At 37.5% G+C, this 20,719-nt stretch carries 21 protein-coding genes; 17 read left to right on the top strand and 4 right to left on the bottom strand.

Features of this window, described 5'->3' with window-relative positions:
• Positions 1–247: 247 nt before the first annotated feature.
• Entirely contained in the window at positions 248–2,974 is a 2,727-nt protein-coding gene (locus tag J7E57_RS08385) for a TonB-dependent receptor (protein ID WP_251029854.1), read from the bottom strand.
• A gap of 68 nt (positions 2,975–3,042) precedes the next feature.
• Here J7E57_RS08385 and J7E57_RS08380 point away from each other — a divergent pair, with 68 nt between their 5' ends.
• From J7E57_RS08380 to J7E57_RS08350, 7 genes are all read left to right on the top strand, one after another.
• Positions 3,043–4,284: a carboxypeptidase-like regulatory domain-containing protein gene (locus J7E57_RS08380; RefSeq protein WP_215126986.1), complete on the top strand. Its 1,242-nt coding sequence runs from the start codon at positions 3,043–3,045 to the stop codon at positions 4,282–4,284.
• Between the two features lie 310 nt (positions 4,285–4,594).
• Positions 4,595–5,179 (top strand): hypothetical protein, encoded by a 585-nt coding sequence (locus tag J7E57_RS08375; protein ID WP_215126984.1) that lies wholly within the window; start codon positions 4,595–4,597, stop codon positions 5,177–5,179.
• Positions 5,180–6,151, top strand: a complete 972-nt coding sequence (locus J7E57_RS08370; RefSeq protein ID WP_215126980.1) for a hypothetical protein — start codon at positions 5,180–5,182, stop codon at positions 6,149–6,151. It abuts the gene before it with no gap.
• A 14-nt stretch (positions 6,152–6,165) separates the two neighbouring features.
• The gene (locus tag J7E57_RS08365) at positions 6,166–6,798 is read left to right on the top strand and encodes a hypothetical protein (protein ID WP_215126978.1); all 633 of its coding nucleotides are present in this window, start codon (positions 6,166–6,168) and stop codon (positions 6,796–6,798) included.
• A 159-nt stretch (positions 6,799–6,957) separates the two neighbouring features.
• Positions 6,958–7,572 (top strand): hypothetical protein, encoded by a 615-nt coding sequence (locus tag J7E57_RS08360; RefSeq protein WP_215126976.1) that lies wholly within the window; start codon positions 6,958–6,960, stop codon positions 7,570–7,572.
• A 5-nt stretch (positions 7,573–7,577) separates the two neighbouring features.
• Positions 7,578–8,204, top strand: coding sequence for a hypothetical protein (locus J7E57_RS08355; protein ID WP_215126974.1), 627 nt, complete (start codon positions 7,578–7,580; stop codon positions 8,202–8,204).
• A gap of 18 nt (positions 8,205–8,222) precedes the next feature.
• Positions 8,223–8,891: a hypothetical protein gene (locus J7E57_RS08350; protein ID WP_215126972.1), complete on the top strand. Its 669-nt coding sequence runs from the start codon at positions 8,223–8,225 to the stop codon at positions 8,889–8,891.
• Between the two features lie 159 nt (positions 8,892–9,050).
• Here J7E57_RS08350 and J7E57_RS08345 read toward each other — a convergent pair whose 3' ends face one another.
• Positions 9,051–9,503 carry a VOC family protein gene (locus J7E57_RS08345; RefSeq protein WP_215126970.1) on the bottom strand — a complete coding sequence of 151 codons (453 nt, stop codon included), beginning with the start codon at positions 9,501–9,503 and terminating at the stop codon, positions 9,051–9,053.
• A 204-nt stretch (positions 9,504–9,707) separates the two neighbouring features.
• Here J7E57_RS08345 and J7E57_RS08340 point away from each other — a divergent pair, with 204 nt between their 5' ends.
• The 9 genes from J7E57_RS08340 (at position 9,708) to J7E57_RS27115 (ending at position 16,894) form a co-directional block, all read left to right on the top strand.
• The gene (locus J7E57_RS08340) at positions 9,708–10,058 is read left to right on the top strand and encodes a cupin domain-containing protein (protein ID WP_215126968.1); all 351 of its coding nucleotides are present in this window, start codon (positions 9,708–9,710) and stop codon (positions 10,056–10,058) included.
• A gap of 163 nt (positions 10,059–10,221) precedes the next feature.
• Entirely contained in the window at positions 10,222–11,538 is a 1,317-nt protein-coding gene (locus J7E57_RS08335; RefSeq protein WP_215126966.1) for a gluconate:H+ symporter, read from the top strand.
• A gap of 19 nt (positions 11,539–11,557) precedes the next feature.
• Complete coding sequence (locus J7E57_RS08330; protein WP_215126964.1) at positions 11,558–12,028, top strand: RidA family protein; 471 nt, start codon at positions 11,558–11,560, stop codon at positions 12,026–12,028.
• A gap of 2 nt (positions 12,029–12,030) precedes the next feature.
• A complete protein-coding gene (locus tag J7E57_RS08325) occupies positions 12,031–13,140 on the top strand; it encodes a D-TA family PLP-dependent enzyme (RefSeq protein WP_215126962.1) in 1,110 nt (369 codons plus the stop codon).
• 8 nt (positions 13,141–13,148) lie between these two features.
• Positions 13,149–14,219, top strand: coding sequence for a dipeptidase (locus tag J7E57_RS08320; RefSeq protein ID WP_215126961.1), 1,071 nt, complete (start codon positions 13,149–13,151; stop codon positions 14,217–14,219).
• Positions 14,220–14,964: 745 nt separating this feature from the next.
• Complete coding sequence (locus J7E57_RS08315; RefSeq protein WP_215126959.1) at positions 14,965–15,699, top strand: helix-turn-helix transcriptional regulator; 735 nt, start codon at positions 14,965–14,967, stop codon at positions 15,697–15,699.
• Between the two features lie 73 nt (positions 15,700–15,772).
• Positions 15,773–16,345 carry a dihydrofolate reductase family protein gene (locus J7E57_RS08310; RefSeq protein WP_215126957.1) on the top strand — a complete coding sequence of 191 codons (573 nt, stop codon included), beginning with the start codon at positions 15,773–15,775 and terminating at the stop codon, positions 16,343–16,345.
• A gap of 140 nt (positions 16,346–16,485) precedes the next feature.
• Positions 16,486–16,716, top strand: a complete 231-nt coding sequence (locus J7E57_RS27120; RefSeq protein WP_251029853.1) for a hypothetical protein — start codon at positions 16,486–16,488, stop codon at positions 16,714–16,716.
• A complete protein-coding gene (locus J7E57_RS27115) occupies positions 16,700–16,894 on the top strand; it encodes a VOC family protein (protein WP_251029852.1) in 195 nt (64 codons plus the stop codon). Before J7E57_RS27120 ends, J7E57_RS27115 begins: the two co-directional genes overlap by 17 nt.
• Before the next feature lie 135 nt (positions 16,895–17,029).
• On the opposite strand, the gene J7E57_RS08300 is transcribed toward J7E57_RS27115, so the two are convergent.
• Together J7E57_RS08300 and J7E57_RS08295 are read right to left on the bottom strand one after the other, a co-directional pair.
• A complete protein-coding gene (locus tag J7E57_RS08300) occupies positions 17,030–17,731 on the bottom strand; it encodes a hypothetical protein (protein ID WP_215126955.1) in 702 nt (233 codons plus the stop codon).
• A gap of 35 nt (positions 17,732–17,766) precedes the next feature.
• Positions 17,767–18,450, bottom strand: coding sequence for a hypothetical protein (locus tag J7E57_RS08295; protein WP_215126953.1), 684 nt, complete (start codon positions 18,448–18,450; stop codon positions 17,767–17,769).
• A 359-nt stretch (positions 18,451–18,809) separates the two neighbouring features.
• On the opposite strand from J7E57_RS08295, the gene J7E57_RS08290 reads away from it, so the two are divergent.
• The gene (locus J7E57_RS08290; RefSeq protein ID WP_215126951.1) at positions 18,810–20,639 is read left to right on the top strand and encodes an ABC transporter ATP-binding protein; all 1,830 of its coding nucleotides are present in this window, start codon (positions 18,810–18,812) and stop codon (positions 20,637–20,639) included.
• The last annotated feature ends 80 nt before the right edge of the window (positions 20,640–20,719 follow it).

Here is a 20,719-nt window from a genome sequence, read left to right as displayed (position 1 = left end):
TTTTGGAAAAATACAATTTTCATTTGGCCCGATAAAATTGATCTCAATAAGATAATTTTCTCTTGGTCAATTTGGCTAAGATAATGCTTAGTCTCGTTTAACCATCAGTACGAGTTTATTCATCTACCCTTACAAAGTGATAATCAGTTAAAGACTTTTAAATTAATTTGCAAAATCTATACCGATATAAGTTATATTTTTAAAAGAATGACTTAGCTATTGATAACGGGTTTCTAACTTTTGACCATCAGAGATTGTTTTCAATATGGTAAGTAAAGCTTTCTCTAGCCAGCTGCCCTGTATTATTGAAACCTTCAATAACAACCCGGTAATCTCCCTTACAAGCGGCATTATCAAACTTGATTCTGGCAACTCCTTCATCATCGGGTTGTACGTTTGGATTCCAATAAATGGTACTTCTTGAGTCGCTACCTATTTCATTTGCCCGTATTTGATATTTTGGAGAATAAAACACTCTCGAGGGGTATAAGCCTTTTGGCTTTATAGTGAAATGATCAAAACTTAAATCTTTTACTTTTTTTGCCGAATAACCCAAACCTCTTTTTGCGGTGATGATGATTATTCCCGGATCTCTTAACGAACCGTAAATGGCCATCTTTGAAATACTTAGTAATACTTCGATAGATTGTACATCCATAGGGTTGATAACATCTAAGTTTCCATCAGCCAGTCTGGTTCCATTATAGTATATCCCTAAAGATCCTGTACCATCATCTTTTCGTAAATCAGGCATACCTGGGTTACGATACGCCCGCCCGCGTATTATCCGCACACCCCGCAACATATTCCCCAATGCTTGGCTTAATGTTGAATAATACGGCGGTAAATCATCAGCCGTAAGAACCTGATCAGCGTTTCCAGGTCCATTATAATTGCTCGAAAATTGAACAGCCTTACTTATTCTTTCCGCGCTGATATTTACATCCTTAAGTTTAATTGATTTTTCCAGTAGACCGAGGCGATTCATTTCATTAAAATAATTATCGCTTGCTTTAATATATTTCATTAAGCTTGAATTTACATTGATATCGATATCCGCAGTATTTTTATTTTTCGTTACCATTTGGTTATCGGATGTATCAATTTTTAATTCTAAAAAACCACCTTTCTTTAATGGGCTCGCCTGAACCAAAAACTGTGTGCTATCCACAAAGTTTAAGTTATCGAACCGAAATTTTCCATCTTCACCAGTAATTGTATCCCTAACGATGTCGCCACCGTTTTTTGACATTAATATAACAGCAGCGCCTTGTACTGGTTTTTTGCCCCTAACCACTGTCCCCGAAACAGAGGATGATGTTTCTGCTAGGAAAGTTAATGGCAGTTTCTCGTCTTTTAGAATGTTTTCCCAATTAAAACGGCGCCAACCCTGAGTCATCATCAAGTTATCAAGCGCTTTTTTTGTTTGCTCATCATTGTTTAAAAAGTAATGATTTGGATTTTCGATATAGCCTGATAAATCTCCTGTAAGTAATAATGATGTTAAGATATTACTTTCGTTATCTAAATCTGGCTTAACAATATTCAGATTGGTAACTGATACCGAAAAACTTCCAGTTAAGTTACTGTTGGTTTTGTCTTCTACCAAGCTGATTTCTGATTTTCCGCCAATAGCCTTTGAAAGTTTTTCCTTATTTACCTTTAGTTTCAATAAGCTTGATTCGCTGTTTACAAAAATTAAACGTTCTGCTAATGGCTTGTTATCTGCTGAAAAAACAGTGACTTGTGCAATACCAGTTGTGAATTTTTCTTTTGGAATACTTTTGATAATGGTTTGACTATTCAGTTTTGCATTGAAGGCAAAACGTAAATTACCTGCCTGTTGACCAACAATTCTGACCTCATCTCCATTAATTAAATCGGAGCTCGCTGTCAGCCTTACAGCAACTTTGCGCTCCGCCGTATTATTAACCGTTAAGGTAAGTCCCGAAGTGGCTACAACTGGTAAAGCAACATCTTTTTCAGAGCCATCTGCAAACTTAATTTTTGCGGTATATCTCGTACCAGCCTTTAAATCTGTGTTAAAACTCCCCATACCTAAAATATCTGTTTTGAAATCACTTATCGTTAAGCCTTTTTCATCTAGAATTTTACCAGTAATATCAATACCACGACCATTCGATTCACATACTTTTATCGCTAATCTTTGCGGTTGACCTTGTACAAGTATGCCTCCCTCTGGAAAAAACTGAACATCAGAATTGTTTGAAAATGAAACTATTGGGATCGTTTTGTTTATTTTTTCTTGTCCGTTTAAGTTAATTGTAGTAACAATTTTTCCTGTTTTATCCTTTCCGGTTGGTGATGAAAAATTTAACGTAGCGTTACCAGCTGAGTCCGTTTTTGTCCGTGTTTTCAGGATAGATTTATTATCAACAAAAACATCATAACTGATATTTTTGTTGCGGTAGGGAAGATCGTTTTTATCTTTGAAATGGATGGTTGCATCGATGTTATTGCCTCCAATAAACTTGAATGCGGTATTTATAAAAACTTTGTTCGACCAACTATTGCCAATCTTTATCGTTTTGTCAAAGAAGAAATCTGGAGAAAAATTTCGCATATATGTAGTATATGCCCTTAAGCGATAATTTCCTTCTACCAGCGTATCAGGGAGCTTAAAATCCCCCCATGAAACACCATCATCCATTGATAGCTTAATCTGGTTTTTAATCACATCATTTTCGTCGATTAATTCAACGTATAGAATTTTACTAATTTTTGTGGGTGCTAATGTTTTTGTATTAAGTACATATGCTTTTAGCCAAATATTGTCGCCAGCGGTATAGTAGGGCTTATCTGATTGAATGTAGATTTTTTCCTGCGAATATGCTGAAGTAAACGTTTCTAACTTACTTAAAAGACTTAATAAAGGATCATTCCCATTTTTGAAAGCAAAAAGTAAAATGATAAAAGCAGATATAATAAGAGAATGCGTAATTTTAGATTTCATAGGTTTTTTCTAAAACTCTAAAATACGTTTTTTTCAATATATTAATATTTTCAAAACATAACTTTCAGATGCCATCGAAATTATTTAAACCTGTATTTGTGCTTATCGTATTAACAGTTGCAAACTTATGTTCTTATGCTCAACAAACTTTTAACCTAAGCGGACAGGTAAGCGAACTGAATGGTAGCCCCTTGCCAGGAGCCTCCATATATGTAAGTGGAAGTAAAAATGCAACTGTAACCGATAATAACGGGCAATTTTTGTTAAGACTAAATGCTGGTGAGTATGATCTCATAATTAAGTCGATAGGCTATAAAACATTAACCAAGAAGGTTTTTGTGAAAGATGTAGATTTAATTGTTAATGTTAAATTACAAGAGAAAAGCATCGCGCTGGCAGATGTGACTATTAAGGCCAATCCATATAGAAACAAAGATTTAGAGCGTTTCATAAGTTTGTTTATTGGAACTTCTCCCAATGCGAAGTTTTGTAAGATAAAAAATCCTGCTGTTCTGGATTTTGTTCGAAATCAAAATGATAACAATTTAAAGGTTTATGCTTCTGATTTTTTAATTATCGAAAATGATGCACTGGGCTATAAACTCAATTATCTATTAGAATCTTTTGAATATGAAGAGGGTGCCGGTAAAGTATCTTATAAAGGTTCGGTTTATTTTGAAGATTTAAAAGGATCGGATAAGGCTCAGCAACGTTGGGCTCAAAATAGGCGCAGTGCTTACCAAGGCTCACCCATGCATTTCTTCAGCGCATTGTATAAGAAGAATATAGATAGCGAAGGTTTTTTGATTTTGAAACTTGTAAATCAAACCAACTCCAAAAGGCCATCTGATAGTGTATTGAAAGCCAATATAACCAGATTACTGTTAAAGCAACAAAAAAAAACAGGTTTAATTAATGTTAATGAAAATGATTCATTGAGCTATTGGTTAAAATTAAAAAGTAAACCCATGTATCTACCAACGCTAATCACCAAAACGGTCTTGGTAGATACATTGCTGCATAAGTCTGAAAATGAGCTCAAATCTATAACGAGTAAAGACATTATGTATGTGGTTTATACAAAGCGCGATGAAGAACCAGGATATGTAAGTACGCTTAGTCCAGAAATAAAAAAAAATCTTCAATTTACGAATTCGCAGCTATCACAAATTAAGTTACTTGTTGATAAATGTGCGTTCTCTTCAAATGGTGTTTTGGTCGATCCACAATCGGTTTATTTTTCTGGCTATTGGGGATGGAGAAATGTAGCAGATAGTTTGCCTATCGATTATATCTTTTCTGAGAAATAGTTATTTTGGCAAACTCATTTAAAAAATGAAAACTAGTGATAAATCATAATCTGTTGCTGATTAAGGGAAATATTGTCATGATTAGGGATATATATTGAGTGCTTTGTAAACACTTATTTCCAAGATATTATCGCAAGTTTAAAAGGCAAATAATTACCGCCACCAACCCGGTGAATGTAAACATCAATTTACATTTTTGTTTCACAATTAATTACATGTTTTGTTATTTTAATTTGGTATTGTTGTAATTAGGTTGTAGATTCATGGGCTAATCTCTCACAATTATTAACTATCTAGATCTAAATTAACAATGAATCAATCTTATTCCTTATTAAAGCCATATTTACTGGCTCTAAGTGTATTATTTTCAATCTCAATTTTTATGTACTCCTGCAAAAAGGATCAAAGCACCTTAGAGGCTGAAGACAAAGTAATAGCCGAAACCCAAAATTGGTTTAATGTTCAAACAGACGGCTTGCCAATAACTGCTGCCATATTTACCAAAAATATTCAATCTGGCACCACAGTCCATACTTCGTCAAACCAAAATTTAGTGCTTGATTGGATAAACGCCAAAAGCTATAAAGATGTTAACCGCACAATAGTTGAGGTACCTATGGTAGCTGATGGCGTCTTTATATTTAATACCGAAGCCCTTAACAAAAAAAACGATAAGGTAGAAAAACATAAAAGTATTACAAGGCTATTGGTTTCTAAAACCACGGGGTACACTGAGGCTTGTTTTATGACAATTATTTTTGGAAATGATTATTTAATCCATTCAGATGCCAGACCTGAAAATAATACCTATCTCAAACAGGAAAACAATTTCGAAGGTATAATTCTATACCATAATCTGAAAGGTGAGTATATTGCAAGTAAGCGATTTGGTTAAATGCGGTATGAGATTGATAAACAACAATCATTATCGCCCTCTAAAAACCAAAATGTAAGTATCGCATATCCTGATGATTGTAAAGATATTCCCATATACCAAATAATGGGATATAACTGTGTCGATGTAGGTTCGAATTTCACATATTGCGAAAGTGTTTATAGTAATTATATCGGTAGCCAAACCATTTGCGGAACAGGTCACCAAACAGATCCTTGGCAAGGCAATCCTTGGGGAGGGAGTTCAGGAACGAATAATAATAATGTGAATAAAATCATAGTCACCGACACCAGTATTTTGAATAGTGTAAATGCAAAATGTGCTTTGTTGAAACTCTTAAATAATAATGTAAAATTTGATTCGTTGCTTAAAGCGTTTACAGGAGCTGGATTTAATTTGACATTTAAGGTAAAGGATTTAAGCACTAGCGATACGCTTAAAGGAAGAACTACCTATGACCCCGCAAACAAACAAAATTTTAGTATCTTATTAAATAGAAAATTTGTAAATACAGCACCTCCAATTCAAATTGCCAAAACTTTATTACATGAGGCTTTTCATGCCAATTTAATGCAAAGGGCATATGCTGTATTTGGCTCAGCTGAAATTAATAATCTCTGGGCAAAAAAGCCAGAGGATATGGCTTTGCAAGAGCTTATGAATATATTTGAAAGCAAGTTAGCCGGAACATCTATAATCACCATTCATCACCAATATATTGCCCAAAACATCGCGGTTTTGGTTTCAGGATTGAAAGAATTTGCAAGGAAGTATGACAGTAATTTTAGTAATTATAATGATAATCATTTCAATGGGTTAGCATGGGAAGGACTAGATGATACTGAGTATTACAAAAATAATGTTAAAAATTTAACTGTAGATTATTTTGGTCACACTGAAACAGCTGATAATGCTTATAAGAATTTACGACCAGTGATAATATCAGATTCGCAAGTCAATTGTATTAATTAATAATAGAATAATTTATGAAAAATTTATTGATTTTTTTCGGTCTGTTTTTTTTAACGAATTTATGTATTGCTCAATCGAAAGGAATTACACCAATGCATAATTTTTTTCAGGAATATGCAGATAGCACAATAGTCATTGAATATCCAACTCAATCTTTCGAACCACCATCTTATAAAATTATCAGTAAAAAATCTGGCATTTTAAACTGTTTTTCCTACAACGCGATAGATAGTGGATTGTTGAAACTTTATAATAGAAAACTTGTTCACATACCTGATACATTAAGGGCTTTTCTACAATTGAAAAAGAACAATTTTCGAAATGAACCTGCCAGCATCAATATATTCTTTAATATAGTGCCATTATCTTCTGATACATCAAAAAAGATGTGGGATAATATTACAAAGTTTAAGCCTTGGCAGCTAGTTGATGACAAATCTTATCCATCCTGTCCACCTGGTAAGAATTATGCAGTAGCCACAGATGGGTTATATTCAATTATGCACGTGATAACCAAAAAAGAAATTAAGACACTAATTTTTTATGACCCCAAATATTACGAAGAACAATGTCCGGGTAATACAAACAGGATAGCAATTATATCAATTGAACGATTGTTTTACGAGAAAATACCATTTAAGAATTAAGCTTATTTTACGCTATTAAAGTTCAATATAAATAGTTATTTAAAAATATAGCGGATTCACATTTTAGCCATTCGTAATGTATTATCAGATTCGAATGTTAATTGTGGAACACCTTAAATAATAGAGTTTATGAAATGTATAATCTATATCCTTCTAAATATGATCAGTATTAATAGTTATTGCCAGCTAAATCCTGAAGGGAGCGTAACTCCCATGCATAAATTTTTTCAGCAATACGCAGATAGTACCATCATCAGGGAATATAGAATAGAGGGCAGACCACCAATTTATAGGATATTAACTAAGACAGATAACATGGTCAATTCATTTTGTTATGAAGCTATTGATACAACGTGGAGAAACATCAGCTCAATCAGAAAACATTCTCCAGTTATATTATGGAACATGTTATCTGCCAAAAAAACGCTGTTTCAAGATATACCAGCAGATATTAACATCTTTTTTAATATCGCACCTATAAATTCTGATACAACAAAAAAAATGTGGGCCGATATTACAAAAACAAAACCCTGGCAATTAGTTGATGATAGAACTTTCGGATATGGCTGTAAAAATGTAGAAGATCCTGTCATCTCAGAAGCCAGGCCTGCTATTATTCATCTTATTACAAGACAAGAAATAAAAACACTGTTTTTTATGACCCCAGCATATTTCGAAAAACTTTGCCCTGGGAATAAATACAGGCAAGCGTTTATTAAGATAGATGAAACAATTGACAAATACTTTCCAAAGTTTAAAGGAAAGTATTATTAAATTTTATGATGAAAATATTAGCGACCTCTTTTGCATTATCAATATGTATTTATTCTTTTAGTGGGCAGGCAAAGGGTATTACCCCCATGCATAAAATCTTTCAGCAATTTGCAGATAGTACAATTATAATAGAATATCCAAGCCAATCGTCTGATCCTCCATCTTATAAAATTGTCAGTAAATCAAATGATACCATTAATACATTTACTTATTTTCCATTAGATACGACAAGTAAAAATTTCATAAAATTTCATAAAAGTATGCCAAAAGTTTTAGGTATGGTGCTTTCTATGCATAAAACTAGTTTTAATACCGTACCAGCAAATGTTAACATATTTTTCAATTTCTATAAAGTAAATCCAGATACTGCAAAAAAAATGTGGCTAAACATTTCAAAATTTAAGCCATGGCAATTGCTTGACGATAAAAGCTATCCAGAGTGTAGCGCTGTGATTATGGATGCAAGTTATAGTATTATGCATCTCATTACAAAAAAAGAGATTAAGACATTAATTTATTATGCACCTTATTATTATGAAAAGCAATGTCCGGGCAATAAGAACCGGCAGGGGATAACTGGCATAGAACGTTTGTTTGATAAATATATTCCTTTAAAAGTTAGCTATGACTAAAAATAAACTGAGCGGAACATGAAAAAACTCCTTGCTTTTGCTCTTTTATTCTCGCTTTCGTGGCATTATTGTTTCGGTCAGGATGAACTTATGCGTTATTCACTAGGTCAAACACCCATGCATAAATTTTTTCAGCAATTTGCAGACAGTACTATCATAATTGAATATGCAAATGTTCCAGACGGAAAACCGTCAAGCTACAAGCTTATTAGTAAAACTGGAAGTTTTGTGAATACTTTTAATTATGATCCTTTAGACACTGCTTATTATCCACTATACAAATTAAAAAAAATGTTTCCTGTAATTTTATGGAATATGATAGGTACAGAGCGCTCAAATTTTAAAAATCGCCCTGCCGATATTAATATATTTTTTAATCTCATTAACCTAAAACCAGATACGGCAAAGAAAATATGGAATGAAATTTCTAAACATAAGCCTTGGCAAATCGTTGATGATAGCGTTTTTGGACGTGGCTGTAAAGGTATTGTCGATAATTTTGTTAATGACGGAGGCAGTCCCGCGATTATCCATTTAATTACTAAAAAGGAAATTAAAACCTTAATTTTTTGGAGTCCTGGATATTACGAAAAACTTTGTCCCGGTAACAAAAGCAGAAAAGCGGCTATCAAAATTGAAGAAATCATTGATAAATATTACCCCACGATTAAAAGTAATTATTATTGAAAGTCATAATGAAAATATTAGCGACATTTTTTGCATTATCAATATGTATTTATTCTTGTAGTGGGCAAACAAAGGGTATTACGCCAATGCATAAATTTTTCGAAGAATTCGCAGATAGTACAATTATCATTGAATATCCAACTCAGCTTATCCATGCGCTCATCTTCTTTGAAGCTCCTGCGCAAGCCCGATTAGAAGACCTTCTGACCCCCTGATGTAGCAAAGTTTATAGGTGTCTTCATATTGAACAACTTCACCAACCAATGTGGCGCCATGCTTTTGCAGTCTAGGCAACAACTCGTCGATATCCGAAACCGTGAACATTACACGCAGGTAGCCAAGAGAATTAACCGGTGCTTCACGGTGATCTGAAATGGTAACCGGAGCAAGAAACTGTGAAATTTCAAGGCGGCTATGCCCATCGGGGGTAACCATCATGGCGACTTCCACGTGCTGGTTGCCCAACCCGGTAACCTTACCTGCCCATTCTCCCTCGATTGTCGCCCGCCCTTCAAGTTTCAGTCCGATTTCGGTAAAAAAAGAGATTGCATTGTCAAGCGATGCCACAACAATGCCCATATTATCCATTCTGATCAATTGGTTCTGTTCCATAAGGATTTGGTTATATTTAAAATTAAGGAATTTCACAAAGCTAATCGACGTTTTATGGAATAAATTGTACAGATCGGAACAGCGGGTATGATATGCATTATGCGCACGGGGTGTCCATCTATCTTTCAGTCAGTGATGACTCCGGTACTAAAGATGTAATCACCTATTAATAGGGTTTAAATCAGAAAATATGTAATTTTAAAAATGACCAGAACCATACCTCAGCTTACGGTGATTGATATTGAGCATGAAACCGCCGGCGTAAGCAGCTACAAAAATATTCCGCTTTCCCTCTTTAATGACCATGTTGTGAGGGTTGGGGTAATGACGGAACCCTTTTACTGGCACTACCATCCAAATAGTGATGAAACCTTTATGGGTATTGAAGGAACTTTATTAATTGATCTTGAGGACCGCACGGTTGAGCTGAAACCTGGACAGCTATTTACCATTCCTGCAATGGTTAAGCATTGTACCAGACCGCTTGATGGACGTTCGGTGAACCTTACCTTCGAACTTGCTGAAATGGAAACGGTGAGATGCGATGCAAGTTGATCATTGTATTTTGGTTTATGCCTTCTGATAAACATAACAGCAAATAATTTTGAGTAATCAAACGAACGGGATTAAGGCCGCCAATATTGGGATTATCCCTGACGGTTTTTATGGTGCAGGCACAAAAGCCTGGTTAATGGCTGATGAAATTATCGTAAATTAAATGACTATACTAATTGTTTTTATTTGCATTGCATTATTAATTGTACTGATTTCCGTATTTAAGATCAATGCTTTTTTAGCCTTTTTAGCGGTATCTTTTCTTGCAGGCCTGGCTTTAGGCTTACCACCTTCAAAAATCCCATCGAGTATCGAAAAAGGCATGGGCGATGTTTTAGGCTCCTTAGCCATTATCATTACGGCAGGGGCAATGCTTGGTAAACTGGTGGCCGAAAGCGGGGCAGCGCAAAAGATCGCTCAAGTGAGCATGAGCATTTTCGGCGAAAAATATATTCAATGGGCTATGGTTTTAACCGGCTTTTTAATTGGTATTCCCTTGTATTATGGGATAGGTTTCGTGCTGATGGTTCCCTTAATATTCTCCGTGGTTTACCGTTATAAATTGCCTGCGTTATATATCGGTTTACCCATGTTGGCCGCGTTATCCGTAACACATGGATTCTTGCCGCCACATCCTTCTCCGGCAGCATTAGTGATTCAATTCAAGGCAGATATGGGTTTGACATTATTTTATGGTTTAGCTGTTGCAATTCCTGCAATCATACTGGGTGGCCCCATTTTCGCCCGTACGCTCAAAGCTATTCCTGCAAATCCCCTGGCTTCTTTCAGCCCAAAAGAATTAACTGAAGAACAACTCCCGGGCAGATTTAAAAGCTTTTTTACGGCTTTACTTCCTGTATTGTTACTTGCAGTTGCTTCCTTCGTTCCCATGCTTTTGAGGCCAGACGCTGTTATCCTGCCCTATATTTTATTTGCCGGAAATCCATCCGTTGTGATGCTTATTGTATTAATTGTTGCCACATGGTTACTTGGTATAGCCCAGGGAAAAACAATCGCGGAGATCATGCGTATTTATGGTGATGCCATTAAAGATATCGCTTTAATTCTTTTGATAATTGCAGGCTCCGGCGCTTTAAAGCAGGTTTTAACAGAGAGCGGTGTAAGTAATCAAATCGCAGCTTATTTGCAGCATGTTAAAGCAGAGCCATTGTTTCTGGCCTGGATGATTGCCGCAATCATCCGGTTTTGTGTGGGTTCGGCAACAGTTGCAGGTTTAACCACTGCCGGTATTATTGTCCCTTTAATGGAGCATACGCATACCAATCCGAATCTGATGGTTTTAGCTGTTGGTGCCGGGAGTTTAATGTTTTCTCATGTTAACGACGCCGGATTCTGGATGTTTAAAGAATATTTCGGTTTAACTTTGAAAGATACCTTCAAATCCTGGGCATTAATGGAATCTATTGTTGGCATAGCAGGCCTTTTGGGTGTACTTTTGCTTAAAATAATCATCGCTTAAAAAATAATAAATACAGCATATGGAAAATTTAACTCCCGACGAACGCTTCGAACAACTGAAACTTAATTTACCGCCCGCACCCGCACCACTTGGCGTTTACAAACCTTGTTTAGTTGATGGAAATTACCTTTACCTAAGCGGCCATGGTCCGGTTCAGGATGATAAATCATTAATCATTGGACGGATCGGTTCTGATTTATCTCAGGAAGAAGGCAAAATTGCGGCGTTACAGGTGGGCTTAACCATGCTTTCAACCATAAAAACAAACATCGGTAGTTTAAACAATGTTAAACGGGTAATTAAGGTTTTAGGCATGGTAAATTGTACGCCAGAGTTTGAAAAACATCCTTATATTATTAACGGTTGCAGTGAGCTTTTTGCAAAAGTTTGGGGTGAGGAAAATGGCATTGGTGTAAGAAGCGCTGTTGGTTTTGGCTCTTTGCCAGATAATATTCCTGTAGAAATTGAAGCATTGTTCGAACTTTTTTAATTATGCAGCAAGAATGGTACATCATCCCAAATGAGGACGCGCTGGAAACACCCGCTCTTGTTTTTTACGAATCAAGAATCAGAGAAAACATTGGCATACTGAAAGGTATGATTAATGATGTCGGCAGACTTCGGCCGCATGTTAAAACGCATAAATGTTTGGAAATTACCAATATGCTAATCGATGCCGGTATTCATAAATTCAAATGCGCAACCATCGCCGAAGCTGAAATGCTTGGCTTAGCTAAAGCAAAGGATGTTTTATTGGCCTACCAGCCGGTTGGCGAAAACATTAATCGTTTCTTTAAACTTATAGCTAAATACTCAGGTACCAGTTTCAGCTGTTTGCTTGATAATATTGAAACAGCCAGGGCAATCTCCAAGAAAGCGGTTTCGGAAAATAAAGTTGCTGATATTTTTATAGACTTAAACGTTGGCATGAACAGGACAGGAATTTTGCCTGAACTTGCCCACGGTTTAATTAAGGGATTACTTAACCTTCCTCACATCAGTATAAAAGGCTTACATGCTTATGATGGCCACATTCATGATTCATCCATTGATGTTCGCTACCAAAAAGCAGAACCTATTATTGCTCAGCTTCATCATTTAAAAGAGACTTTAGCAGCTTTAGGAATTGAGGATTTAGCGGTTATCGCTGGTGGAACACCAACTTTTCCGGTATTTGCCAGGCATACAGATTTTGACTGTAGCCCCGGCACTTTTATTTTATGGGACAAAAGCTACCAGGATGCTTTTGCCGAACAACAATTTAATACCGCAGCACTCGTGATCAGCCGCATCGTATCTAAGCCTACCGAAGATTTAATCTGTACAGATTTAGGGCATAAAGCCGTTGCTGCCGAAAAGGACTTGAAAAACCGGGTATTCTTCCTGAATGCGCCTCAGCTCGAAGTTCAAAGTCAGAGCGAAGAACATTTGGTTTTAAAAGCAGAAAATCCTGGCAATTACAAAGTGGGCGACATGCTTTATGGTTTGCCCTATCACATTTGCCCCACAGTTGCCCTGCACGAAAAAGCACTCTGTTTGGGCGCTGATCAATCACTAAAATACTGGGATATCATCTCCAGGAAAAGAAAAATCACCATTTAATAATAGCCATGTTTATCATAGATGCCCATTTAGATTTAAGTATGAATGCCCTGGAGTGGAATCGCGATTTGACCAAAAATATTGCCGATATCAATGAAAGGGAAGTCGGATTAACAGATAAACCCGATCGCAGTCATGGAACAGTTTCACTCCCCGAATTGCGTAAGGGTAATGTCGGTTTGGTCGTTGCAACGCAGATTGCCCGTTATGTTGCTCCTGATAATCACTTACCGGGCTGGCATTCGCCTGAACAAGCCTGGGCGCAAACGCAGGGTCAGCTGGCCTGGTATAAAGCGATGGAAGATGCTGGTGAAATGTTCCAGGTGAACAATCTGGAAAGCCTCGAGCAACACCTCGAATTGTGGAATGATGGACGTGTTAACGATAAAAAGCCTGTGGGTTATATTTTGAGTTTGGAAGGGGCTGATTCTCTTGTAACGGTTGGCCATTTAGAAAAAGCCTGGCAAAATGGCCTGAGGGCCGTTGGTCCGGCGCATTACGGACCCGGACGTTATGCACAGGGTACCAATGCAACAGGCAAAATGACTGCAATTGGTCGCGAATTATTGAAAGAAATGGAGCGGCTAAATGTGATTCTCGATGCCACACACCTTTGCGATGACAGTTTTTGGGATGCATTGAGCCGCTTCGGTGGTCCTATCTGGGCATCGCATAACAACTGCCGGAGCCTGGTGAACCATAACCGCCAGTACAGTGATGAGCAGATAAAAGAACTGATCAAAAGAGGCGCCGTAATTGGTGGCGCGCTGGATGCTTGGATGATGGTTCCCCGTTGGCAGCGGGGTATCTCCAAACCAGAAGCAATGAACTGTAACCTGGATGTGATGATCGACCATGTTGACCATATTTGCCAGCTGGCCGGAAATACCGATCATGTCGGAATCGGTTCTGATTTGGATGGTGCTTTTGGAAAAGAACAAAGCCCTTATGATCTGGAAACCATTGCAGACTTACAAAAAATACCGGCTTTATTTAAGAAGAGGGGCTATACCGATCCCGATGTGGAGAACCTGATGCATGGCAACTGGTTACGTTTTTTAAGAAGGGCCTGGGCATAATTTCAAGCGCATAAAAAAATAAGTAAAACTATATTTTGCCTTACATGAGCGATTTCGGCACTTTACGCAAAGCGTTTTGCGCAAGCAAAAAATAGCATTCCTCTTTTATAAAAAAACAAGATCCTGTTTGTCTATTAATTTTGATCATTCCATTCAGACAATCATAATTTTAGTATATTAGGATAACCAAAATGGATGATAACCCAAATCAATCCACCTGATTAAAAATCCCCAAAAAAAAACACCCCAAAATCCACCTTCACACCACATTCACCCCACGTTTAGGCCACCTTCCGGCCAGGTCTGCTGTGTACCTGCCTGCACATGGCTTTGCACTTGCTTTGGTTGAGTTATAGCCCTGTTGTAGATCAGGTAGGGCAAAGATTTAGGTCGCTTTAGATTGGCGGGTTTACAATAGCTCAATAAAAGGTAAAGAGAAAGTTATCTTCGGGTATTGTTGGTCTATAGCTGTGTCGGAGCAGCCCTGGCAAAGGAGCTGATTAAAATACTAAGGACAGATTCAATTACGTAAATTCGGTAGAGCTGTCAGCAGAACAGATCAAAGTGCATAGGCATAATAATGAAATTGGAAAAGCACCAGTAATCAAGTATATCTTTTTATTAATTTCCCGTTTTTATGAAGTGATGAGGTGCTTATTTTTAAATTTTTATCTTTGTTATAAGAACTTCAATGATTAGATATTGGTTGGATAGTAACTACCAGGCTAATTAAGTTATAATAAGAATGGAGTACAAAAAAACTAAACCTCATAAAGAATTAGAACCTTTCATTGATTTTTATTGGGAATTGAAGGGAGATGAATTGGGCGGACAATGGGAGCGGGTCTTTCCTGATGGTTGTGCAGGTGTAGTGATGAATTTGGGAAATAATTGTTTAACTGACAACGGTTTACTTTCTATGGAATTTGGAAAAACCTATGTGGTTGGCGCAATGACTTCGTTCAAAGACAGTTTTATTGATAGTGATACCTATTTATTAGGCGTGTGTTTCAAACCTGCAAATTTCACTAATTTCTATGAAAATACCTCACAGGATATTTTAACCAACGACACTGTTGAGTTTGAAAAATCTAATTCATTTAAAATTGATAAAATCCTTCGTAATCCAAATGATTACCTTAACCAATTTTTTTCGGATAGAATAAAAAGAAAAAACCACCAATTACAGGCGATCATCAATGATATACAGTCTGCAAGCGGACAAATTAACGTCTATGACCTATCAAAACGTCATTTCATAACGGTGAGACAATTAGAACGGAGCTTTAAGAAGTACATTGGGTTATCACCGAAGCATTATTGTAATATTATTCGTTTTCAAAATGCATTAAGAATAATTAGAAATTCATGTGAAAATCGGAGTTTATTGGATATTGCAGTTGAATGTGGCTATTATGATCATTCGCATCTCACTAATGATATAAAAAAGAACACTGGCATGGCCCCCTCTCAAATTTAATTTTGTCGTATTTTTCCAAAGTACGAGTGTTTGTCTAAAACTAATTTTGTAGAAATATTAAAATTTAAGACAAATGCGTAAAATATCACTTTTCATTGCAATGAGTTTAGACGGATACATTGCAAAACCCAATGATGACCTCAGTTTCTTAAAACTTGTAGAAAAAGAAGGCGAAGACTATGGCTATAGCAAATTTACCGAGACAATCGATACTTTAATTGTTGGGAGGAAAACCTACGATTATGTGCTTAAAAATATCGGTTCATGTCATTACGACAATGGACAACGGGATGTTTATGTCATAACAAGAACGGAGAGACCAAATACAGGTAGAACCATTTTTTATACAGGAGATTTGATCGAACTGGCTAAAAGACTAAAATTCGAAAACGGAAAGAATATCTATTGTGACGGCGGTGCCGAAGTAATAAATGAATTATTAAAGCATAATTTAATAGACGAGTTTATAATTTCTGTTGTTCCGGTTTTATTGGGTAATGGTACCAGACTTTTTAAAGGCGGGAGACTTGAGCAAACACTTAAGCTGGTAGCAACAAATACATTTGAAACGGGATTAACACAGCTACACTACCTTAAAGATAATGGCGTGAGCCTGACAGCGGTTAGCTCACCGATAAAGCTGTAGGTATCCTCTACCACATCCGTTTCGTTCATATGGTGTTCGTCTTCAGGAATATTTACAGGAAAAAGAAAAAGATCATCAGCCCTGACAAACTGTTGTCATAAGCCCCTAATAACTTAGCTGCATCATTAAAACAATTGACAATGAATTTAATATCGACACGCATTATCATCGATCAGGTAGATACACTTATCAATTTTTATGAACGGGTAACAGGCTTAACCGCCACCAGGTACACGCCCGATTTCGCCGAACTGAAAACCAAAAACGCAACTTTAGCTATTGGCAGCACCCGTACTTTACAGTTTTTCGGCGGTAACGGTGTGGCACAGCCTGCGCAGAACCGCAGTATGATTATTGAAATTTCGGGTTGATGATGTACAGCAACGCTTCGATCACCTCGTCGCTTCCTTAAAAGGTGCCATCGTACAAGAACCTACCATCATGCCATGGGGCAATCAATCTTTATTATTAAGAGATCCCGATGGTAACCTGGCGAACCTTTTTACACCAGTTACACCCGAAGCTATAGAGAAGTTTAAGAGTAATTAACCTGACATGATAGGGATTAGGTACAGGTTGACTGAAATGTTCCGGGAATGAAATAAAAAAAAGGGGGCTGCCCGATCATTTTCGAACAGCCCCTTGGTTTTTCCCTATAAATAATTTCTGACCTGAACCATATTGTTAAAATGGATAAGAATAAAGCGTCGTGTTAATTTTAGTATCTTTTGCAACACTATAATTACCATATCCATAACCAAGATTGCGGTTTGTCAGGTTATATACAATAAAATCGAAAGGAATATTCGAAGGCAATTTTATGGATACCAATCCGCTTGCATCCGTCACCCCTTTAAGGGACGAGGAATTAATCACATCTGCAACATTACCCGAATTAATTTTAATATCGTTAACGGGGTAAGCCACCACGCCCACATTTTTTAACGGAGATCTGTAATCGCTGGTGGATATCAATGTGAGGTTTAAAGTACCGGAGAATGCAGAAACTTTGATGCTCTTTTTTTTCTCTGTATCCGCAACAACCTGAACAAATTCATCAGTACGGTATCTCGCTTTGTTAACAATGGCAGTATCACAAATAACCAGGTAGTTTTTAGGCAATAGCTCAGGAAAATAAGCTACGCCGTCCTGATCCGTCCTGATGGTAGCTATCAAAGCATTGGCACCTGGGTAACTCGTGTTTAAAACGACCTTCGCATCGTATAACAAAACTTTAGTCCCAGCCAGGCCTTTCCCTGCATCATCTACAAGTTTATAACTTAATTTGCCTGAATTTACGCCATCAACTAACTTAACATTGGTAATCTTTTTACAGGAGAGTGCTAAAATAAACAGCCCTAACAGGACCATGATTTTACATTTCATATTATTATAATAAAATAAGTTCGGTTACGATCAGACTATGGTTGATAGATATTCATTAAATAGTTAACCGTAGCATCTTTTTGTACCGAAACGCTATTATTATAATTGTAAGAGGCATTGGTAACCGTATTATAAAGGTATACTGCGTATTGCTTGTTTGAAGGAATTTTGAAAGTGATCAAACCGGCATCGTTGGTCACGCCCGCAAAATCGGCAACTTTTAAATTGGTAGCGGTAGTTGACGAGTAATTGAATTTATTCGACGGAATTATAATCACCCCTATATTTTTTAAAGGTTGATTATTATTGTAAGATCTCACTGTTAATGCAAATGTTCCGGAATAATCTGTCACTTTTGTTTCTTTCGCTTTAACTGCACCAGTAAGCACCTGAACATACTCCTGAACCATATAAGCTACATTATTAACCTTTGCAGAATCGGCCACAAGCAGGTAATTGCTTGGATTAAGGTCTCCGAAGTCGGCCAAACCGTTCGGATCTGTTAAACGGGTTTCTAACAGGATGTTAGTGTTCGAATAGTAAGTATCCGTGCGGTCGAATAAAGATACTTTCACATTTGCCAATCCCTTTCCCGCATCGTCAGTTAACCTGTAGGTCAGTTTTCCGCTGGTAGAAAGTTTAACATCAACATTGGTGGTTTTTTTGCAGGAGATAAAAACTGCAACAAGAAGAATTAAGAGTGTTAATTTTGATTTCATATACATATTTATTTTGGGCGCAAATATAGAATAATAATTGAGCACTTATTGAATATTTTTACTTAGTTAAAAGACAAAATAAATAGTAATTTGATAATCAGTTGAGTTAGAAAATCGCATCAAGATGAAATGCCCCAATTTAAACGAAATGCCGCAATATCCTGATGTAAGTTGAAAAAACCGGATCACAAACTTAAGCATTGTCCCCCACCAGCGTAAACAAGCAGACTAACCTGCTTCAATAGCTAAAGATATTTAAAGTATTTTTGATGCTGAACCGTCTTCACTATCACAATCCTGTTTGGTGTTACAATAGGCATTAAAAAAGGAAATATATCCCAAGGATCAACATAAAAATAATGGCAAGAAAACAGTTAAACAGCGGAAATGCGCCGGGCGTTGAATTAGCAAAAGCAAAAATAACAAGAGAAAGTTTGGGTAATGTTGCCCGTTTACTTACTTATTTAAAACCCTATCGTGGTAAATTTATTGCTGCGCTGTTTTTTCTATTCTTGTCCAGTTTGGTCGGGCTGGCCTTTCCATCTTTTATCGGCGCCTTAATTGATACGGCACAGGGCAAGCACACCAACAGTTACCTGCCAGGCACCATTCAGGGTATTTTAATGTTAGCTTTTGCAGTATTGGCCTTGCAGGCGATAGTGTCTTATTTTAGAATATTATGGTTTGTTAATGTAGCGGAGCACTCCCTGGCCGACATCAGGCGTGATACTTATTTCAAGTTGATCACCCTGCCGATGAATTTCTTCTCCAACCGTAGGGTAGGCGAACTGAACAGCAGGATCTCGGCCGACCTTTCACAGGTTCAGGACACTTTAACCACCACCATTGCGGAGATGTTGCGGCAGCTTGTGCTGTTTGTTGGCGGTGTCGTTTTTATGGCCATTATATCGAAAAAGCTGGTTTTTGCCCTGCTTTTGGTCTTACCTGTGATGATTGTATTTGCGGTGCTGTTTGGCCGTTTTATCAAAAAGATTTCGCGCCAGGCGCAGGATAAAATGGCAGAATCAAACAGTATAGTTGAAGAAACCTTATCGGGCATTGCCAATGTAAAAGCATTCGTAAACGAGGCATTCGAGGCCACGCGTTACCGGAACACCATCCGCGAGGTAGCGGATATTGCCATCAAAGGCGCAAAATTTAGAGGCATGTTTGTTTCCTTTATAGTGCTGTGCGTTTTTGGCGGTGTACTGGCGGTAATCGGCTATGGCTGTGTGCTGGTCAGTCAGCATGAAATAACCTTTGGCGAACTTTTAAAGTTTTCATTATATGCGATGTTCCTCGGCAGTTCGCTGGGCAGTTTTCCCGAACTTTTTGCCAACCTGCAAAAGGCTGTTGGGGCCAGCGAAAGGGTACTGGAAATATTGGGAGAGCAGGGCGAAGCTGTTTTCATCAACGAAAAGGATCAGGTGACGAACCAAAAAATAGTAGGGAATCTCGCTTTTAACCATGTCAATTTTGCCTATCCTTCACGGCCGGAAGTAGCAGTATTAAACCAGGTCTCTTTTGAGGCCAAAGCCGGACAAAAAATAGCCATAGTAGGTCCGAGTGGCTCGGGCAAATCAACCACAGCAGGATTGATATTGCAGTTTTACCATCCGCAAAGTGGCGAAATCCTGTTCGATGGCAAACCAGCCTCCGCCTATTCGCTTACGGATATCAGGAACCAGATCGCCATTGTGCCACAGGATGTAATGTTATTTGGCGGAACGATATTAGAAAACATTGCTTACGGCAAGTTAACGGCTACAAAAGCAGAAATTATACAGGCCGCTAAACGGGCAAATGCACATGATTTTATCAGCACATTTCCGGAAAGTTACGAAACAATAGTTGGAGAGCGCGGGGTAAAACTATCAGGCGGACAACGTCAGCGCATTGCCATTGCCCGGGCGCTGTTAAAAAACCCCTCTATATTAATTTTGGATGAAGCCACTTCTTCACTCGACTCTGAATCGGAACGTTTGGTACAAGAGGCCCTGGAAGAATTAATGAGCGGCCGTACCTCTATCATTATCGCGCACCGTTTATCCACCATTCGTGAAGCAGACAGGATTCTTGTAATGGAAAAGGGACAGATTATTGAATCGGGTACCCATCAGGAACTCATCAGCAGTGAACAGGGTTTGTACAAGTATTTGAGCGGCTTGCAGTTTGAGGTGCAGTCGTAAAGACTAGAAACAAAAATGGGAGAGAACTTGATTGTTTAGTCTTTCCCATCTTGATCCCCGAAGGAATGTATACATGCTAA

It is taken from the genome of Pedobacter sp. ISL-64, from assembly GCF_018613605.1.
Classification (GTDB): Bacteria; Bacteroidota; Bacteroidia; order Sphingobacteriales; family Sphingobacteriaceae; genus Pedobacter.
This window is presented reverse-complemented; position numbering and strand designations above follow the sequence as displayed.

What these genes read in the sequence shown, in the direction of transcription:
- J7E57_RS08385 (WP_251029854.1), bottom strand. Translation starts at nt 2,974, where the DNA reads ATGAAATCTAAAATTACGCATTCTCTTATTATATCTGCTTTTATCATT.
- J7E57_RS08380 (WP_215126986.1), top strand. Translation starts at nt 3,043, where the DNA reads ATGCCATCGAAATTATTTAAACCTGTATTTGTGCTTATCGTATTAACA.
- J7E57_RS08375 (WP_215126984.1), top strand. Translation starts at nt 4,595, where the DNA reads ATGAATCAATCTTATTCCTTATTAAAGCCATATTTACTGGCTCTAAGT.
- J7E57_RS08370 (WP_215126980.1), top strand. Translation starts at nt 5,180, where the DNA reads ATGCGGTATGAGATTGATAAACAACAATCATTATCGCCCTCTAAAAAC.
- J7E57_RS08365 (WP_215126978.1), top strand. Translation starts at nt 6,166, where the DNA reads ATGAAAAATTTATTGATTTTTTTCGGTCTGTTTTTTTTAACGAATTTA.
- J7E57_RS08360 (WP_215126976.1), top strand. Translation starts at nt 6,958, where the DNA reads ATGATCAGTATTAATAGTTATTGCCAGCTAAATCCTGAAGGGAGCGTA.
- J7E57_RS08355 (WP_215126974.1), top strand. Translation starts at nt 7,578, where the DNA reads ATGATGAAAATATTAGCGACCTCTTTTGCATTATCAATATGTATTTAT.
- J7E57_RS08350 (WP_215126972.1), top strand. Translation starts at nt 8,223, where the DNA reads ATGAAAAAACTCCTTGCTTTTGCTCTTTTATTCTCGCTTTCGTGGCAT.
- J7E57_RS08345 (WP_215126970.1), bottom strand. Translation starts at nt 9,503, where the DNA reads ATGGAACAGAACCAATTGATCAGAATGGATAATATGGGCATTGTTGTG.
- J7E57_RS08340 (WP_215126968.1), top strand. Translation starts at nt 9,708, where the DNA reads ATGACCAGAACCATACCTCAGCTTACGGTGATTGATATTGAGCATGAA.
- J7E57_RS08335 (WP_215126966.1), top strand. Translation starts at nt 10,222, where the DNA reads ATGACTATACTAATTGTTTTTATTTGCATTGCATTATTAATTGTACTG.
- J7E57_RS08330 (WP_215126964.1), top strand. Translation starts at nt 11,558, where the DNA reads ATGGAAAATTTAACTCCCGACGAACGCTTCGAACAACTGAAACTTAAT.
- J7E57_RS08325 (WP_215126962.1), top strand. Translation starts at nt 12,031, where the DNA reads ATGCAGCAAGAATGGTACATCATCCCAAATGAGGACGCGCTGGAAACA.
- J7E57_RS08320 (WP_215126961.1), top strand. Translation starts at nt 13,149, where the DNA reads ATGTTTATCATAGATGCCCATTTAGATTTAAGTATGAATGCCCTGGAG.
- J7E57_RS08315 (WP_215126959.1), top strand. Translation starts at nt 14,965, where the DNA reads ATGGAGTACAAAAAAACTAAACCTCATAAAGAATTAGAACCTTTCATT.
- J7E57_RS08310 (WP_215126957.1), top strand. Translation starts at nt 15,773, where the DNA reads ATGCGTAAAATATCACTTTTCATTGCAATGAGTTTAGACGGATACATT.
- J7E57_RS27120 (WP_251029853.1), top strand. Translation starts at nt 16,486, where the DNA reads ATGAATTTAATATCGACACGCATTATCATCGATCAGGTAGATACACTT.
- J7E57_RS08300 (WP_215126955.1), bottom strand. Translation starts at nt 17,731, where the DNA reads ATGAAATGTAAAATCATGGTCCTGTTAGGGCTGTTTATTTTAGCACTC.
- J7E57_RS08295 (WP_215126953.1), bottom strand. Translation starts at nt 18,450, where the DNA reads ATGAAATCAAAATTAACACTCTTAATTCTTCTTGTTGCAGTTTTTATC.
- J7E57_RS08290 (WP_215126951.1), top strand. Translation starts at nt 18,810, where the DNA reads ATGGCAAGAAAACAGTTAAACAGCGGAAATGCGCCGGGCGTTGAATTA.